Raw genomic sequence first — 19,114 nt, 5'->3', positions numbered from 1 at the left:
TAAATGTCAATGCAAACATAACCCTATTAAATGTAATTAATAAATAATATATTTGCAATTATTGTATTTATACCTTATTCTAGTATAAAACTAAGTGGAGGCTCCTATGGAAATCGATAAAAACGAGGTTTTAAGATATTTGGGATATAAGAACCAAAAAATAGATACAAATATGATAAATTTAATTGATGAATGTATTCAAGAAATAATTGGTATAATCGAATCTAATTCTGTATATGAAATCTTTGATATTGAAAGAAAAGATGATAAACTTTTTCTATTAGGAAGCACTTTAGTTTTAAAAGATAAAGATATAAAAAATCTTTTAATAAACTGTGATAAGTGCATCGTTATGGCTGCGACTCTTGGAACTGCTATTGACAGCAAACTAGCTTACTACTCAAGATTTGATATCACAAAAGGTGTAATTATGGATGCCTGTGCAAGTACCGCTATAGAGTATATATGTGATGAGTTGCAAGATAAATTTATGAAAAATGCATTAAAAGAGGAGCTATATATTACAACTAGATATAGCCCAGGTTATGGAGACTTTGCTATTGATAATGGATCCGAAATACTAAATGTATTAGATGCATATAAAAAAATAGGACTATCAATTACTGAAAATAGTATAATGCTTCCAAGAAAATCGGTAACCGCACTTATAGGCCTTAGCAAAATTAAAAGTTCTAAAAAACATACTGGATGTCAAGTTTGCAAAAACATAGGCTGTGAATTCAGAAAGGATGGTGGATGTTGTGAATAAAAAAATAAATTTTAATAATTTTTTACTGTTTGATGGTGCTATGGGAACAATGCTCCAAAAATATGGAATTAAAAGGGGTGAATTACCCGAAAGTTATAATATATTGCACCCAGAAATCATAGAAAAAATTCATTTAGAATACCTAGATGTAGGTAGTGATATAATAACTACTAATACATTTGGTGCAAATAGATATAAACTTAAAAATACATTATATAGCGTTGAAGATATTGTGGGAAGTGCTGTAAGAATAGCAAGAAATGCTGCTAAAGATAAACTTGTTGCACTTGATATTGGACCTATAGGTCAATTGATGCAGCCACTTGGAACCTTGTCATTTAGTGATGCCTATGACACTTTTGCTGAGCAAATAAAAATTGGTGCAAAAGAAGGTGCGGATATAATCATTATTGAAACAATGTCAGATATTTATGAGGCTAAGGCAGCTATTCTTGCAGCAAAAGAAAATAGTAGTCTTCCAGTAATATGTACAATGTCTTATCAATGCAATGGACGAACCTTAACAGGTACAGACCCACTAACTATGGTTAATATAATTCAAAGCCTTGGGGTGGACGCTCTTGGGGTAAATTGCTCTCTAGGTCCAAATGAGATGCTTCCAATAATTACAGAAATACTTAAGTACTCAAGCATCCCAGTTATAGTTCAACCTAATGCAGGTCTTCCTAAACTTAAAAATGGAGAAGCATTTTATGATGTTCATGCACATGAATTTGCAGAGTATGCAAAAATCATGGCAGAAATGGGTGTTACAATATTCGGTGGTTGCTGTGGAACTACGAGTGAGCACATAAAAGATATATATGAAATGTTAAAAGAATTGAAACCTGTAAAACGCAACGTTAAAAAAATTACAGCAGTTAGTTCACCTTCATTAACAGTAGTACTTGGGGAAGATATAAGAGTTATTGGTGAGCGAATAAATCCAACAGGCAAAAAAAAGCTCAAAGAAGCATTAAAAAATAATAATCTAGACTATATACTTAAAGAAGGTATAAATCAAAGAGACGCTGGAGCAGATATACTAGATGTTAATGTGGGACTTCCTGAAATTGATGAACTTGCAGTTATGGTTGAAGTCATTAAAGAACTACAAAGCGTTGTTAATCTCCCTCTTCAAATTGATAGTGTACGGCCTGATGTAATTGAAGCAGCAGTTCGAATTTATAATGGAAAACCACTAATAAATTCTGTTAATGGTAAAAACGAAACAATGGACGCAGTATTTCCAATAGTTAAAAAATATGGAGCTTGTGTAATAGGCCTCACCATTGATGAGTCTGGCATTCCCTCAACAGCTGAAGGTAGACTTAAAGTAGCCAAGAAAATTGTTAAAAGGGCGGCTGAATATGGAATAGATAAATCAGATATTATCATAGATTGTCTTGTTTTAACTGCCTCTGCTCAACAAAGTGAGGTTAAAGAAACTATTCGTGCAGTTCAGCTTGTTAAAAACACACTAGGTGTTAAAACCACGCTTGGAGTAAGTAATGTATCCTTTGGTTTGCCTCGTCGAGGAATACTAAACAGAACCTTCCTCGCTGCTGCATTAACTGCTGGACTTGATGCTCCAATACTCAATCCTCTATCTGAGGATATGATGTCTACAATTAATGCATTTAACGTTTTATGGAATAATGACATAGCATCAAAAAAATATATAGATGGTTACTCAACCTTTGAAGGAAATACAGCAACTAAAGAAATTGTCGCAAATAAAGATTTAAAGAGCATAATTATTGATGGTATGAAGGAAGAAGCTTCAAAAATAACAAAAGAACTTTTAAAAACAATGACTGAAATGGAAGTTGTGAATACCTATTTAATACCATCACTTGATATTGTAGGTCAAAAATATGAAAGTGGAGAAATATTTCTTCCTCAATTATTACAATCTGCAGAAACAGTAAAAAAATCATTCCAGATAATTAAAGAAAGAATGATGGAAAGTACTGATAAAAAAATAAGCAAAGGCACAATTGTTCTTGCAACAGTTAGGGGTGACATTCACGATATCGGTAAAAATATAGTTAAAATTCTACTCGAAAATTATGGATTTGATGTAATAGATCTTGGAAAAGATGTCCACGAGGATGTCGTTGTTGAAGCAGTACGTAGTGGTAACATTAAATTAGTTGGTTTAAGTGCACTTATGACCACCACTGTTAGAAGCATGGGTGAAACAATAAAAGCACTTAGGGATAATAACCTTGATTGCACCGTTCTTGTCGGAGGCGCAGTTTTAAATGAAGAATACGCAAAAATGATAGGCGCAGATTATTATGCAAAAGACGCAACTCAAACTGTTAAATTTGCACGCAAATTATTCAAATGTGAATAATGGCATTACCTATGAAGCTTTTCCTGCATGACTCCAAATAAGCGGAAGTTTTAACTAAACACTAACTTCTGCTTATTTCTATTTTTAAAATCTTCGTTATTCAATAAATAATAAAAAATAACATGCTAATTATAGTATTAATTAACATGTTAAATATTATTTGATCAACTCTTCTTAAATCTCGATTGAAACGATCGCTTTACAACATCAAAAAAGCTTAATGAATTAACCATATTACTTGGCTCAACATATTTTCGAATAGCACGAAGCACTTTTTTGGGATCTTTAGAAGAAAAAATATAGTTAACATTTTTCTTGTTTTTAATCGCATATCGTGGAATCCACTTTCCTTTTAGCATTACGGATGCAATGACTTTGTCAACCTCTTCCCAAGGAATTTGAACATTTTTGCGAGAATCACGAGAACAATAAAACTCAAACCCTTTGTCGCCAATCATAATTTTCCCATAATCTGTAGCGCCTGTAAGCCATGTTGCATCAATTACTAGATCCACCTTTGTATTGAGTGATTGAACCATACGATCTACCTCTTTTCTATTTATAAATACAATTATTTATGTTAAATGTATTTCAATTATATGTTTCTTATTTGTTTCCATTACTCAATTATTGTACTTATTGACTATAGTATATAATATACCTTCTTATGATGCAATGATCAAGTGCCACAAGATACAACCGTCAAAAACCAGTTTTAATAGACCTAAAATTAAATCATCTCCTGGCATGCTACAATATTAATATAGAGGTAATAAAAAAAACCCAGGCCGAAAGCCTAGGTTGAGTAAAAAATATTACATTAAGCCGATTAAGTGGAAAATAATACCCACTGCGAACAACCCAAAAATAATTGTAATTGGATTAACTTTCTTCTTAAGCAACCACATACAAAGTAATGTCAATCCTAATCCTGCAATTCCAGGGATCAAAGAATCTAAGTTATTTTGTAGTGTAGTAACCTTATCAGGAGTTAATGACATACCACTTCCTTGTTGCAAAAGTGCTTCTTTAATACCTTGTGCTCCAGCAGGAAGTTTGTCCCAAACAATAAATGCACCCTTAGCTAACTTAACGGTTGATACTACAGGTGTAAATACAACAGTTACCCATCTGTTAACTAATGATCCCAAAATGAACATACCAAGGATGGATGCTCCTTTTGTAACATCTTGTAGTAAATTACCTGATACATCATCAGTAATTTTAGAACCTGCTCTGTAACCAAACTCTTGTGTATACCATGTAAATGACATACGGATGGCATTCCAAACAACGAAAAAGATAATTGGTCCAAGTATGTTACCAGCCATAGCAAGAGAACCAGCTAATGCCCCTAAAATCGGTCTAACAGTAAACCAGAACACTGGATCACCTACGCCTGCTAAAGGTCCCATCATACCAATTTTAACACCTTGAATAGTTACATCATCAATTGGTAAACCATTTGCACGGTCTTCTTCTAATGCTAATGTTACACCAATGATTGGTGAAGCCACATATGGATGAGTGTTAAAGAACTCCAAGTGACGTTTTAGTGCAGCTGCACGATCTTCTTTAGTCTTATATAATTTTTTGATTGCGGGTATTAATGTATATGCCCAGCCACCGTTTTGCATTCTTTCGTAGTTCCAAGAACCTTGAATGAAAGTTGAATGCCACCAAACAGAAATACGATCTTTTTTTGTTAATGATACTTTCTTTTCTATTTTTAATTCTTTTATTTTCTTTTCTAATTTTAATTTTTTCTCCATTTTGTATTCCCCCCCTTCTTAGTAAGTGTCAATAATATCGCCTAATGGATCACCAGTATTTGAGCTTCCACCATTACCTGAGCCACCTTGTTTCGTAAGCTTCAAGTAAATAAGAGCCACACATACACCGATTGCCCCTAGTCCGATAAGTGTAATTTGTGAAATAGTTGCTAATACAAAACCAATTGCAAAGAATGGCCATACTTCTTTTGTAGCCATCATGTTGATTACCATTGCATAACCAACAGCTACAACCATTCCACCACCAATTGCGAGTCCACCTGTGAGCCATGTAGGCATAGCTTCAAGTACTGAACGAATTGGACCAGCGCCAACTGCTAATATCAAAGCTGCTGGGATTGCAATACGTACACCTTGCATGCAAATAGCAATTATATGCCACATTTCAACTTTTCTGATATCTCCTTGTGCAGCAGCAGCATCCATAAAATGTACAAACACTGTAGCAATGGTACGACAAATAATTGTTAATAATAGCCCTAAAACTGCTAGTGGAACAGCAATAGCGATAGCTGCTGGAACTCCTGCTGTGCCTTGGCCACCAAGAACTAGAATAATTGCAGATGCAACAGATGCAAGCGCTGCATCGGGTGCTACGGCAGCACCTATGTTTGCCCAACCTAAAGCAATCATTTGAAGAGTACCGCCTAAAATTAGGCATGGTAATAAGTTACCTGTAACTAAGCCGATTAACGTACAAGCAATTACTGGTTGATGGAAATCAAATGCATCCAAGATACCTTCCATACCAGCTAGAAATGCCACGATAACGACTAATATCATTTGGATTATATTTATATCCATGATTATTAATCCCCCTTTTTCATTTTAATAGTTTAATTAAATTATTTTAATTTATTTAATTCAGCTTGTGCTTTTTTAAGGATTTCGTCCATATTTCCCTTTGAATCATTAGGAACTTTACGAACATCAAAAGTAAGTCCAGCTTCTTTAAGCTTCTTGAAGGTATCAATATCATCTTGATTAAAAGCAAGTACTTTGTTTGGCTGAACTTTTCCTACAGCGTGAGCCATAGAGCCAATATTGATTGTCTTAAGTGGTACTCCACCTTCTACTGCGCGAAGTACATCTTGTGGATTTTCAAAAAGAAGTAACGCACGTTGTCCGCCAAACTGTTTATCATTTTTTGCAAGTTTAATCATTTGACTAACTGGAACAACATGAGCTTTAACACCTGGAGGAGCAGCTTGAGTTATTAATTTGCTACGAAGCTCATCTTTGGCTACTTCATCTGACACAACAATAATTCGTGTAGGTAGCACATCTTTTGACCAAGCAGTGGCTATTTGTCCATGAAGTAAACGAGAATCAATACGAGCTAAAACATATTCGAATGATCCAGGTGCACCAGCACTCGAAACCCCTGCGTTCGCCTCTGAAGATTTACCATTATCTGCTGGTTCTAATTCTTCAGGCTTAACTTTAATGCCTTCTTTAGCTGAATTTAAGATAAAAGCTGCAATTTCATGTGCGGATTCCATTGAAGAACGTGAAGAATAAGCTTCAATTACCATTGGTAAATTCATACCAGCTACGATTGCCCATTTGTCTTTGTGTTCTTCAAATAGACTATTTGCTTGGTTAAATGGTGTACCACCCCAAAGATCAACTAAGAATAAAATTTCATCTTGGTTGTCAAAGGATGCGATTGCATCTTTCATTTTTGCTTTAACATCATCAGGGCCTTCACTAGGCATCAACGTAACAGCTTGTACGTTTTCTTGTTCTCCGAAAATCATTGCACCAGATTGCAAGATGCCTTTAGCAAATTCTCCATGACTAGCAAGAATAATTCCTACCATCTTTTATACCTCCTATTTTTTATTTGTTACAGTAAAATCTATATAAAAGTTTTTGAAAAACCTGTAACCAAAATCAGTAAATAATCGTAACGATTACAACTAAAAGACATTAATTTTATAGCTTTGACATTAAATCTACTTTTGAATCTGAAGAAATTTTTCTTATTTCTAGTTCAATACCTATTTCATTTAATTTCTTAAAAGCTTTAATATCTGTGTCATCTACTGATACCACACTAGTTATTTGTTTCTTTCCTTGTTTAAATGACATCCCACCAATATTTACACTCTTTATTACTACCCCGCCCTCAACCATTCTTACAACATCAGTTGGATTAGTGAATAGAAATAGTACTCTATCGTTTTGATATCTTGGATTATTATAAACTCTTATTGCCTCATCAATTCCTACAACACTTGATTTAATTCCTGGAGGTGCAACTTGCTCTAAAAGTGTCTTTCTAATTGAATCCTTTATTACATCATCATTGCATACAATTATTCTTTGACATTTTGTGTCTTTTGACCAAATTGTCGCTACTTGACCATGTATTAATCTGTCATCAATTCTTGCTAAAACTATATTCATTATAAATCATCCTCCTTATCAGCACTTTCACCTAAGTTGTCTTACTATTACATATAGCAATTGCCGTGCCAAAATAGTGTATTGTTTTTTTATATTTGTGTTAACTCTTTTAAAACAGTCATTTTTTATTTCAAACTCTTTTTTATTTTTTTATATTGATACACTTTTTCTTTAATTTTAATACTGTTCTTAATTTTGGGCTGATAAAAAGTGTATCAATATAGAAGTGTATCAATATATTATTTTCTATTCTACCATTTCTGCTAAAAACAATATTTCATCTTCGCTTAAACTTACATTTATTGCGTCTTTAAACACTTTATTTGCCTCTGTTATAATCTCTACCAAATGTGAATTTAGTTTGGATTTTTCCCTCTTGTACTTTAACCCATCCTTTATTATCATTCTCTCTAGCGCACAACCTACATGCACCATTATTCTTATTTTGGTTGCATTATTAAATCTTATTTTTGTATTTTCTTCCAAAATATTTACAAATTGATACAATACGCCTATTATTTTAGAAGGATTTAAATAAGTTAAAAATTGATTTAAACTGTCTTCACATAGATCCTTAACTACTGTATTTTCATGACCTTTTTCAATTTTAAAATTTTTCTTCTGTATTATGCTCATTAGAATACTTTCACCATTGCCACTAATTAGCTCTTTAAGGGAGATAAATGTCGCTTCAATTTTAGGATTTATTATACCAACAGAAGCTATAATAGTATGGTTATTTTTTATTTTTATTATTTCCCTTTTTATGTCTTTTATGCTTATCGGGAAAATATCAATTTCTTTTTCATCTGTGCTTCTAACAATATTTTCCACAAGTTCTTTTAGCTTTAATGCAGTCCCCTCACCTGTTGCGCATATTGTTATTATTGCCCTTTTCTTATTTTCATCATCTTCATTAATAACTTTCTCTTCTTCCTCAATCTTTGAATACCCCCTAAATTGCTTTAGAGAATTATATAACCCATCTAAATTCATATCTAGAATAGTTGCTTTCCTTATGGCTTCTAATACTAATGAGGTAGTAACCATATCTAGTGTCTTAACCTTTATATCTGTTTTTTCCATTATTATAGACTCAAAGTTAACAAGCGAACCCATATCCACAAGTAATAGAACTCCCTTACCCATATCTATTTCCCTAACCTTCTCAATAACTTCATCTAAAGTTTTAGTAGGACTAACTTCGAGTGGCATATCTATTGCTTCGATTACACCCTCCCCTAGAAGCTGTTTTGCCACATTAACCATACTACTTGCTGTGCTGCTTCCATGCGCCGCTACAATTATTGCCACATGCTGATTTGTTTGTTCCTCTGTGATGGAACTTATTAACAATGTAAGATATATAACTTCAATCTTTGGAACAACCACATTATATTTTTTTTCAACCATGCCCTTTACGTCTACTGCAATATTGAATTCTGTACGTTTATTATCTATTATACCTTCTATATTTTTATACTTAAGATTTTGATGATTACTTAATCTATTTAAAAATGAGCTTAAATGTAGACTTAATGCATATAAAAATCTATCAGTTAGTGTTTTATCAAGCTTTTTTTCAATCATATCCATTATTTCTTCTGAAAATTCTAAAATATCTTCATCTACTATTTTTAATATTTTACTTCTACCATCCTCATCATTTTTAACCTTATTATAAAAGGATTTAATATGCACATTAATGTCAGTTGTAATAAAATTGTTTATATACTCCTCATCTGCACCTCCTTCTTTTAAAATTGCTGCCTTATCCTCTATTATCTTGTATAAATTAAAAGGTGGATCATAAGGATCTTTTTCAATTAATACACTGTGACCTTCTGGCGTAACTATCAGTTGCGAATCTAAATAGCCAGATATTTCTTCCATCTCTTTACGTTTGCCACTTAGATAAAATAATCCACTTTTAATATCTGAAGGCAACGAATTAAAATCTATTTCTATAAACTCCTTATTATTGATACTATTTAAAAAACCCTTAGCGCAAATAAGTTGAATATTTGATTTCATCTGACCAATATTCCCATAAGATGTGCTTCCAATAATCGCCTTAACCGCTTCATCTTCAATTTTTATTACTTTATTTACTCTATGGGCCTCATTAGCTAATAAAAATTTTATAAAATCAACTTTATCACTAGCTGTCCTTTTATCAAAGTTAGGAATAGTTATAATTATTGGTATTCTTCTTACAAATGTCTTTAGTAGTGATGAATTGGGGTCCTCTGTAGTGGCTCCAATTATTAAAACGCAAGATTTTCTGTTTCTCTCTGTCTCACCTAATCTATTAAACATACCTGTATCCATAAAATAAAACAACATTTCCTGTCCTTCTGGTGGTAATCTATGTATTTCATCTAGAAATAATATACCTGTATCTGCTTTTTCTACAATTCCAGCCTTTTCGCTGTCAGCGCCGGTGTATGCTCCTTTAATATGTCCAAACAAATGTGAAATTAAAAGTTGAGGATTGTTATAATAATCAGCACAATTAAATACTATAAATGGTGATCTCTCATCCAATTTTTTCGAATACTTTGCTTGTTTGTACATCATATTTGCAAACAAGGTTTTTCCAACTCCTGTTTGACCAACAATTAATGTGTGCAGACCATTTGGAGGATAAAGTATTGCAGCTTTTGCCTGTTCAATTTGATTTTTAAGACTAGTTTGTGCTCCAATAAGTTTATCAAAAGGACATTCTTCCTTGCTGATTTTATTTTTTTCAAAGAATAACTCACTTAAATTTTTTACTTCTATTGGTCCAACTGGCAACTTTTTATTCAAAATTCTTTCTAAGCAAACATTATCAACATATAACACAGGTCTAGATTTTATTTTTATAATTTTATCTCGCCTGAGTAATTCATTTAATTCCATACTTACGTTATTTCTTAAAATATTTAAACTTTGAGATATTTCAGCTGCGCTAAAACCGATTTTTTCCTCTAAGTTTTCACGATTAAACTTTTCTGTTTTCCCAGAAATATACTCATATATTTTTTCGCTTCTCTTCAAATTAGACCCCCCCCAAAGATTAATACACTTAATACATCTTGTAATACACTTTCTTTATTATAAACTGTATTGAAATAAATATTCAAGCTTTAAATGTAAAAAAAAACTCCTTAGCATCAATTTTTTAATTTCAATGCTAAAAAGTATCAATTTAAACTATTAAATATAAATTTGTTTATAGATCTGTTGTACTCTGAGTAAATTCTTTTTTTATTTTAGAAAGCAACTCACTATTTGTAATAACATCATATCCTGTAAGTGCAAGTGCCGTAGCTCCTATAATTAAAGCATTATGAGCCTTATCAGTTATTGTAGCTTTTGCCATTTCCTTAGTATGTAAATTTAAGTTTGGATCGCCTATTCCAAGTAGTGGATGAATTGATGGCACAATATAACTTACATTCCCCATATCTAAGGATCCAATATTCTCTGATGGATTAATATCTGTTATACCGAGACTTCTCAAATTATCATTAAAAGACTTAGATAGATTTTCATTTGTGTTCATATCATCAAACGGAGATTCATATGAACTTACTTTAAGATTTGCCCCAGTCATAAGTGCCGCTCCACTTGCAATGTTTTTAACCTTTTGAATTACTTGCTTTAAGTAACTCTTTTTAAGAGCTCTTACATAAAATTTTGCAACTGCTTTGTCAGGAACTATATTAGCAGCAATACCGCCTTCGCTTATAATCCCATGTATTCGTACATCCGATGTTACATGTTGCCTTATAGCATTTACCCCATTAAACATTAATATAACAGCATCCAAAGCATTAATTCCATCTTCAGGTGAACTTGCTGCATGACTAGACTTTCCAGTAAATTCAAACTGTAAAGCCTCCATTGCTAGTGCCGGACCACTTCTACATGTTTTCCCATATGGATGCATCATCATAGCAACATCAACATTGTCAAAAACGCCTTGCTCCACCATGTCACTTTTCGCACCATTAGTTTCCTCAGCAGGTGTTCCATAAACCTCTATCTTACCACCTACTTCGCCTAGTACCTTACTTAACCCTATAGCTGCTCCTATACTAATTGTACCAATCATATCGTGCCCACAACCATGCCCTATTTCTGGCAGTGCATCATATTCACATAAAAAAGCAATAGTTGGCCCTTTTATATGGCTGTCATATACTGCCTTAAATGCTGTTTTTCTATTTACTATCCCATTCTCAATTTCAAAAGAATATTCTGATAATAGAGAAGTTAATTTATAAGCAGCCTTAAATTCTTGATTACCCAGTTCTGGATTATAATAAATGTAATCATTTATTTCCCATAGTTTTTCTTTTATACTTTGAACTTGATTAATAATTTGATTTTTCATTTATTTATACTCCTTTTTACACAAGCAACTAACAAATTGTTAGTTGCTTGTGCTTTGTTCATCTTATATAATTTTCTTATATTTACTTTTTCAGCTACTTCCTAATTAATTAAATGATTCTATTCTTATTATGCTTTCTATTTCATTAACATTTTCGAGTTCTTCTATTTTCTTAAGTGACTCTCTTATGCTTTTTTCTGAGCTTTTATGTGTAATAAATGCTAGCAATACATAATCTTTATGGACTACATCTTGAGTAAGAGATGTAATACTAACGTTATTTTTTCCAAATATTTTTGCCGTATCCCCTAAAACTCCTGCCATATCTTTAACATTAAGCCTTATATAAAATTCAGATTCATTTTCCTCTGAGTTTTTCACTTCTTTAAAATCTTCTTCACCACTTATAGCCTTTATATCAGAAGGCTTTACATTATTTCGAAGTATTGATATTATATCACCTACAACCGCACTCCCAGTTGGAAGATCCCCCGCTCCTTTTCCATATAACATTAATTCACCAACTGCATTGCCTTTTATTAATATTGCGTTAAAAACATCATTCACATTTGCCATTGGATGGTTAGAAGGTATTAATGTTGGATGTACTCTAAGCTCTAACTTATTATTTTTTTCCTTAGCTATAGCTAAAAGTTTTATTGTATAACCGAACTTTTGTGCATATTCTATATCTACAGCGCTTATATTTCTTATACCTTCCCTATAAATACAATCATGGTCAACCTTAGTTCCAAATGCTAATGATGCCATTATAGCAAGCTTATATACTGCATCAAACCCATCAACATCAGACGTTGGTTCTGCCTCTGCATACCCCTTATCTTGAGCCTCTTTTAAAGCCTCCTCAAAACTAATTCCATCGTTTGTCATTTTACTTAATATATAATTAGTTGTTCCATTTATAATTCCAATTATCTGCTCAATTCTGTTAGCTGTAAGACTCTCATTAATTTCTCTTATTATTGGTATTCCACCAGCTACACTTGCCTCATAATAAAACAAAACATTTTCTTCTTCAGCTATTTTAAATAACTCTTCACCCCAGTTTGCAATAACTAATTTATTAGCAGTTACAATATGTTTTTTAGCTCTCATAGCTCTTATCATATATTCCTTGGCCTCGCCACTTCCACCAATAAGTTCAACTACAATTTTTATACTCTCATCATTAATAATATCATCGATATTATTTGTTAATATTCCCTTAGGCAGTTCAATTTCTCTCTTCTTATTTATATCACTAACTAATATTTTAGCTACCTCTATATCATAATTTGAACGTTTCATTATTTCTTTCCGATTTTCTTGTAATATCTTCCATACTCCTGTTCCAACATTTCCAAAACCTAAAATTGCTATCTTTATCTTTTCCATATAATTCCCTCCTAAAAAGCTTTAGTTTTTTTTAGCTACGCAACTAATGATTGTAACACTTCAACTTACTATTAATTCTCAAAGGCCTTATAAACTGCCCTTATTGCATTTTCAAAATCTTCGTTTTCTACTCCAACAATTATACTTAGCTCACTAGACCCTTGATTTATCATTCTGATATTTATATCATTTACTGCTAATGCACTAAATACTTTGGCAGATATGCCTTTGGTCCTTATCATTCCTTCTCCAACAACAGCAATTAATGCCATATTAGGATGTACTATTAATGAATCTGGATTACACTGGTTTTCGATTTCTTCTAATATTTTATCTGTTTTATTTTCTAGTTCATCGTCATCTATTACTAGTGAAATCGAATCTATCCCTGATGGCATATGCTCAAATGATACACCATTACTTTCAAGAACTGTAAGAACCCGTCTACAGTATCCTATATCTTTATCCATAAGTGTCTTCTCTAGAGCAATTACAGTAAAATCTTTTTTTCCTGCTATTCCTGTAATATTGCCAGATTTCGCTTCTGTTTTATCATTTAAAATAAATGTTCCCTTTTCTTCTGGTTTATTGGTGTTTTTTATATTTATCGGAATTCCCTCATTTTTAACAGGAAAAACTGCTTCTTCATGAAAAACATGTGCACCCATATATGATAATTCTCTAAGTTCTTTATATGTTACCTCTTTAATAGGTTTAGGATTATTTACAATTCTTGGATCAGCCATCAAGAAACCTGATACATCAGTCCAATTTTCATAAACCACTGCACCTACACCCTTAGCAATTATTGCCCCAGTTATGTCAGATCCTCCTCTTGAAAAGGTTCTTATTTCCCCATCAGAGGACGCACCATAAAACCCTGGTATTACTGCTTTTTTAACTTTTGATAATCTAACATCTATTGCAGCGTATGTTGCTTTTTCATCAAATCGTCCACTTTTTGTAAAAACAATAACCTCGGCAGCATCTACAAATTCATACCCCAAATACTCAGCAAGCATTAAAGCATTTAAATATTCTCCCCTGCTTGCAACAAAGTCTGCAGTTGCTCCATCAATTATTTTTTCCTTAAGGACTCTTAAATATTCTAACATATCAATAGAAAGCTTTAAATCCCTACATAAACTAATATATCTCTCTTCAATTAATTTGAATAATTCATCGAATGGTAAAGATTTACTAACATGTTGTTGACACAAATACAAAAGATCTGTAATCTTATAGTCACTTTTGCTCCTCTTACCTGGAGCTGATGGGACAATATAGCACCTCGTATCATCTGATAATACAATGTCTTTCACTTTTTGAAATTGTTTACTATCACATAATGAACTCCCACCAAATTTTGAAACTTTAACTTGCATAATTTTTACCCCCTACTGTCTTAATTTAAAAAGTTATGAATTACAACTTATAGAAGGCAACCCTATATTACCTTTTATAAAAAAGTCCATTAATCTAACCACAACTTGAACTTATTTTATAACTATATTAACATCGTAAATTAGCATTGAATTAATTATACTCGTTTTTTTCAAAATGTCACATGGTTTTTACGTCTTTTGGCGAAATATTCTGTTTTTATCTATTCTTCAACTACAAGTTAAAGCTAAGTCTCCTTTATTTAAATAAAAAAAAATGGCGTAGATTTTATTCTACACCATTTTGAGCTAATTTAATTTCTGGTTCTACATGAACCACTGCTTCAGTAATATCAAGCTCACTTCTCAATTTCCCTTCAATCTCTTCCGTGATATTGTGCCCTTCAACAACACTTAAATCTGCACTAACTACTACTATTATATCAAGGAAAATATTGTTTCCATTAACCCTAGCCCTGACATCCTTTACTTTTCTAACTCTCGTAACCTCATTTATGCATTCAGTTATATTATCTAATTGCTTCTTATCGAAACCATCTGTTAAGTTAAGTGTTGCCTCCCTAAAAATATCCCAACCAGTCTTTACTATTAATATGCCAACTAACACTGCAGCCAATGGATCTACCCAAGGTAATCCAAATTGAGAAGCAATAATACCTACAGATGTACCTATACCAACCCAGGCATCTGAAAGATTATCTTTAGCCGCAGCCATAAGCCCTGAGCTGTTTATTTGAATTGCAATCTTTTTATTATAACGGTAAACAAAATATATTCCTACAGCACAAACTATACCAACTAAAGCTGCCTTTAAGTCTGGTACCTGCGCTTTAAAAAAGATAATAGAATTGGCAGCATTATATAAAACATTTAGACCTACTGCTATCATAATTAAGGAAGCAATAAGTGATGCCATAGTCTCCGCTCTAAAATGACCATAAAGATGATCATCATCAGCAGGCTTTCTAGAAATCTTTAATCCAATTAATACTGCTAGTGAAGAAACTATATCTGTTGTATTGTTTAGTCCATCTGCTGCTAGACCCTTTGAATTAGATAAATACCCAATGCCGAGCTTTAGTGCAGCAAGAAATATATAAGCAATAATACTTATACGAGCACCTCTCTCTGCAATTTTCAAATTATTATATTTTTCTTCCATATTTTCCACTCCTAGATTTATATACTATTACACAAAACTGATATTATTATTGTCTATATAGACTTATTTTTACGGTTTTAAACCTTTTCGAGAGCCTAATTACTTAAAATAAATCAACTTACATTATATCATAAATTTTCCTAATTATAAACTTTATTCTATAATAACCTAAAAAATAACCATCTTAATTAAAAGAATGGTTACCAAACAAGTTATTTATATTTTTTCACTTATTTTTCCCTTGGTTTCATCCTATTTGTACACTTGTCATAGACATAGAACTATGTTGTACCCCCTTATATATAAACTTAACTTCATCTTCTTCATCCTGCATTCCAGCTATATAGAGTAATGGTAAATAATGTTCCTTTGTAGGTACAGATAATTTGGCACTTGCCCCTATTTTTTGATAATTTATAATATTATCATGCTTTCTATTTACAATAGCATCACAAATGTAATTATCAAATTCAGACGCCCATTCAAATGGAGTTACATTCATATCATAATCCATTCTTCCTAAATTATGCACAATATCTCCACTTCCTATTATCAAAATTCCTTTCTCACGGAGTATCGAAAGTTTTCTACCAAGATCATAATGGTACTGTTCATTTCCTAGTTTATTCAGACTCATTTGAAATACTGGTATTTCAGCCTTAGGATACAAATGTGATAGCACTGACCAAGCACCATGATCCAATCCCCATTTTTCTGTTAGCATCACGTTTGAATCCTTAAGTTCCGCGGCTACCATCTGTGCATATTTTTTTGATCCAGTAGGCTTATATTTAAGATTATATAGTTCCTCTGGAAAACCATAAAAATCATAGATCTGTTCTGGTTCATCTGATGATGTAATAAATGTACCTTCAGTCTCCCAATGAGCCGAAATTACTAAAATTGCTTCAGGCTTTGGGATATTTTGGGTTGATTTACTAATCGCCTCTGTATATTCATTATTTAATACTGCATTCATAGGACTTCCGTGACCAATAAATAATACTGGCATTTTTTTATTCATTATCAAATCCCCCTATTTATATCCATTTATTCATATTAACCCTTGTTTTAACAAAATAATTTAACACTCTTACTTATTTACAATTTTAACTAATTTAATATTATTATTCAAACATAAAATAAAAAAGAGACCCTTAACATAATTCAAAAGAATTATGTTAAAAGTCTCGTTACCTTTAAGGTCATAAAGCCAGGTGTTATATGCACCAGTATGTTGACTTTATTGTTATAACTACTCCCTTTTAACAATTTAATTATATAAAAAATATCCGTACTTGTCAATAAAATCTATTTCAACACAAACTTTTACTCTTTGTTTCTAATATATTTAAGACTTATACTTGGATTACTTGTTTTTGTTGACCTAATCTCAAAAATATTTAGAGATGCAACAAACGGTGTAAGTTTTGTATAACCATAATTTCTAGTATCAAAATCTGGATATCTCTTATTAAGCGTACTACCTAGTTCTCCTAAAAACGCCCAACCATCTTCATCTGAAATCTCAGTTATAATAGTTTTAATAGCCTCTACTAATTTAACAGAACTTATCATGCCACCCTTTAAATCTTCCTGAGCTTGTGTTCCCTTAGTACTAGGCACCTCAGTATGTTTTGGTGCCATAGATGCTAATACTTCAAGATATTTAAACTTCTCACAAGCAGAAATGAATGGCGTAGGAGTCTTTTTCTCTCCCATTCCAATAACATACATACCAGCTTCTCGAAGCCTAGCTGCTAGTTTAGTAAAATCACTATCACTAGATACTATACAAAATCCATCAACATTATTAGAATAGAGTATATCCATAGCATCTATTATAAGTGCTGCATCTGTTGAATTTTTCCCTGTTGTATAGCTATATTGTTGTATTGGGCTTATAGAATAATTAAGCAACACATTTTTCCATGAAGCTAATTGAGGTTTAGTCCAATCTCCATAAATTCTTTTATAAGTAGGTGTCCCATGATTTGAAATTTCATCAATGATATATTTTATATATTTATCAGATACGTTATCAGCATCAATCAAAACTGCAATTCTCTTATCTTTCTCCATTTATTTCTCCTTCACACTTTAATAGACTTAAGCTATTTCACACTTAATTTATAGTTGTAATATTAAAATAGCACACTCTAATATAAGATTCTACAACATTATAAATATTCCTTCTTTATTTATAAAATCTTCTATAAGTACAAAGATAATGTCATCAATGTATTCTTCCTTCTGTATGCCTTATTACAATCTTCATTAGGAATAATTTGATTATACCCGCAATGGGTACAGATAAAAGCATCCCAAGTATACCTGCTATTGAACCACCTATAGTAATTGCCATAATTACAAATATAGGATGAAGTCCCATACTATCACCTACAACCTTTGGCGATATAACAGCGCTATCAAGTTGCTGGACTGCAAGTAATAAAAGCACTGCCCATAAAGCAATAATCGGATTTGGACTAAGTAGGCCAATAATAATAGCTGGAATACAACCAATTATTGGGCCAACATATGGAATTATATTTGCAATACCTGCAGTTAACCCTATAAGAAAAGCAAAATCGAGTCCCATAATGGATAATCCAATACTACTAATTAAGCCAACTATTAAACCATCAAGCAATTGCCCTCTTATAAAGCTAAATATAATATCATTAATTTCAAAAATGGTTTTGTTAAGCCTCCTAAATTTACTTTCCTTCATTACAATACCTACAGAGTTAATATAAAGTTTCTTAAAAAACTCATGATCTTTTAATAAATAGAAGGAAATAAACAAACCAATAAAACCATTAAGCACTACGTTTCCAATACCTGCAAATAAAGCGATAATACCATTTATAGAAACTGATAGATATGCATATACTTGCTTTATAGCTTGAGATAAATACCCTTTTATATCAATTGAAAGACCACTTTGTGTAATTTTCCTATTAATATAATCAAAAAGTTCGTTATATTGTTTTATATAATCTCCAATAGTAGCAAACATAGCTGTTAATGTTTGATTACTACTTATTTGTCCACCAATCATTGCATAAATACTATAAATAAGTATAACAAATAATATAATCACCACTAAATATGTTAGTACAATACTAATTAAATGAGGCCTATATTTCAGTTTTAGCTGTTTAACAAGAAAAGTATTTATAATTTTTGATAACGGATATAGTAAATAAGCAATTACGCAACCAACAATAAGTGGAGATATAATTGAAACTATAACCCCTATTATACCGATGATATTTGTAAATAATGCTTTAAAATTAAAGACTACATTATAACTTATAAATATTAGGGTTGCCCCTAATGCAACATATAATACCCACTCAAGATATCTTTTATCTAATTTATCTTTCAAATTTATATTCTCCTTAGTAATTATTTTAAAAAGTTATGTT

Annotated in this window: 15 protein-coding genes; 2 read left to right on the top strand and 13 right to left on the bottom strand. The window is 31.9% G+C overall.

Going from position 1 to position 19,114, the window contains the following annotated elements; all coding sequences use genetic code 11:
- Positions 1-106: 106 nt before the first annotated feature.
- Positions 107-769, top strand: a complete 663-nt coding sequence (locus Q0649_RS02665; RefSeq protein ID WP_298836954.1) for a vitamin B12 dependent-methionine synthase activation domain-containing protein — start codon at positions 107-109, stop codon at positions 767-769.
- A complete protein-coding gene (locus Q0649_RS02660) occupies positions 750-3,131 on the top strand; it encodes a homocysteine S-methyltransferase family protein (RefSeq protein ID WP_298837105.1) in 2,382 nt (793 codons plus the stop codon). Before Q0649_RS02665 ends, Q0649_RS02660 begins: the two co-directional genes overlap by 20 nt.
- Before the next feature lie 164 nt (positions 3,132-3,295).
- Here the strand turns inward: Q0649_RS02660 and Q0649_RS02655 are convergent, their stop codons facing one another.
- From Q0649_RS02655 to Q0649_RS02595, 13 genes are all read right to left on the bottom strand, one after another.
- The gene (locus Q0649_RS02655; protein ID WP_298836952.1) at positions 3,296-3,670 is read right to left on the bottom strand and encodes a DUF956 family protein; all 375 of its coding nucleotides are present in this window, start codon (positions 3,668-3,670) and stop codon (positions 3,296-3,298) included.
- A gap of 276 nt (positions 3,671-3,946) precedes the next feature.
- On the bottom strand, positions 3,947-4,858 hold the full coding sequence (locus Q0649_RS02650) for a PTS system mannose/fructose/sorbose family transporter subunit IID (RefSeq protein ID WP_298837102.1): 912 nt from the start codon (positions 4,856-4,858) through the stop codon (positions 3,947-3,949).
- Between the two features lie 63 nt (positions 4,859-4,921).
- On the bottom strand, positions 4,922-5,728 hold the full coding sequence (locus Q0649_RS02645) for a PTS mannose/fructose/sorbose transporter subunit IIC (protein ID WP_298836950.1): 807 nt from the start codon (positions 5,726-5,728) through the stop codon (positions 4,922-4,924).
- A 41-nt stretch (positions 5,729-5,769) separates the two neighbouring features.
- Entirely contained in the window at positions 5,770-6,747 is a 978-nt protein-coding gene (locus Q0649_RS02640; RefSeq protein WP_298836948.1) for a mannose/fructose/sorbose PTS transporter subunit IIA, read from the bottom strand.
- A gap of 115 nt (positions 6,748-6,862) precedes the next feature.
- Positions 6,863-7,336: a mannose/fructose/sorbose PTS transporter subunit IIB gene (locus Q0649_RS02635; RefSeq protein WP_298836946.1), complete on the bottom strand. Its 474-nt coding sequence runs from the start codon at positions 7,334-7,336 to the stop codon at positions 6,863-6,865.
- A gap of 246 nt (positions 7,337-7,582) precedes the next feature.
- Positions 7,583-10,378: a sigma 54-interacting transcriptional regulator gene (locus Q0649_RS02630; RefSeq protein ID WP_298836944.1), complete on the bottom strand. Its 2,796-nt coding sequence runs from the start codon at positions 10,376-10,378 to the stop codon at positions 7,583-7,585.
- A gap of 175 nt (positions 10,379-10,553) precedes the next feature.
- A complete protein-coding gene (locus tag Q0649_RS02625; protein ID WP_298836942.1) occupies positions 10,554-11,720 on the bottom strand; it encodes a M20 family metallopeptidase in 1,167 nt (388 codons plus the stop codon).
- Positions 11,721-11,825: 105 nt separating this feature from the next.
- Positions 11,826-13,115 (bottom strand): homoserine dehydrogenase, encoded by a 1,290-nt coding sequence (locus Q0649_RS02620; protein WP_298836940.1) that lies wholly within the window; start codon positions 13,113-13,115, stop codon positions 11,826-11,828.
- Positions 13,116-13,186: 71 nt separating this feature from the next.
- Positions 13,187-14,503, bottom strand: a complete 1,317-nt coding sequence (locus Q0649_RS02615; protein ID WP_298837099.1) for an aspartate kinase — start codon at positions 14,501-14,503, stop codon at positions 13,187-13,189.
- A gap of 283 nt (positions 14,504-14,786) precedes the next feature.
- Positions 14,787-15,680 carry a cation diffusion facilitator family transporter gene (locus Q0649_RS02610; protein WP_298836938.1) on the bottom strand — a complete coding sequence of 298 codons (894 nt, stop codon included), beginning with the start codon at positions 15,678-15,680 and terminating at the stop codon, positions 14,787-14,789.
- A 247-nt stretch (positions 15,681-15,927) separates the two neighbouring features.
- Positions 15,928-16,704 carry a 4,5-DOPA dioxygenase extradiol gene (gene ygiD, locus Q0649_RS02605; protein WP_298836935.1) on the bottom strand — a complete coding sequence of 259 codons (777 nt, stop codon included), beginning with the start codon at positions 16,702-16,704 and terminating at the stop codon, positions 15,928-15,930.
- 305 nt (positions 16,705-17,009) lie between these two features.
- Positions 17,010-17,762: an NYN domain-containing protein gene (locus Q0649_RS02600; RefSeq protein ID WP_298836933.1), complete on the bottom strand. Its 753-nt coding sequence runs from the start codon at positions 17,760-17,762 to the stop codon at positions 17,010-17,012.
- 154 nt (positions 17,763-17,916) lie between these two features.
- Positions 17,917-19,074 (bottom strand): AI-2E family transporter, encoded by a 1,158-nt coding sequence (locus tag Q0649_RS02595; protein ID WP_298836931.1) that lies wholly within the window; start codon positions 19,072-19,074, stop codon positions 17,917-17,919.
- Positions 19,075-19,114: the final 40 nt, after the last annotated feature.

The organism is uncultured Clostridium sp. (genome assembly GCF_937920395.1).
Classification (GTDB): domain Bacteria; phylum Bacillota; class Clostridia; order Clostridiales; family Clostridiaceae; genus Clostridium_AD.
This window is presented reverse-complemented; position numbering and strand designations above follow the sequence as displayed.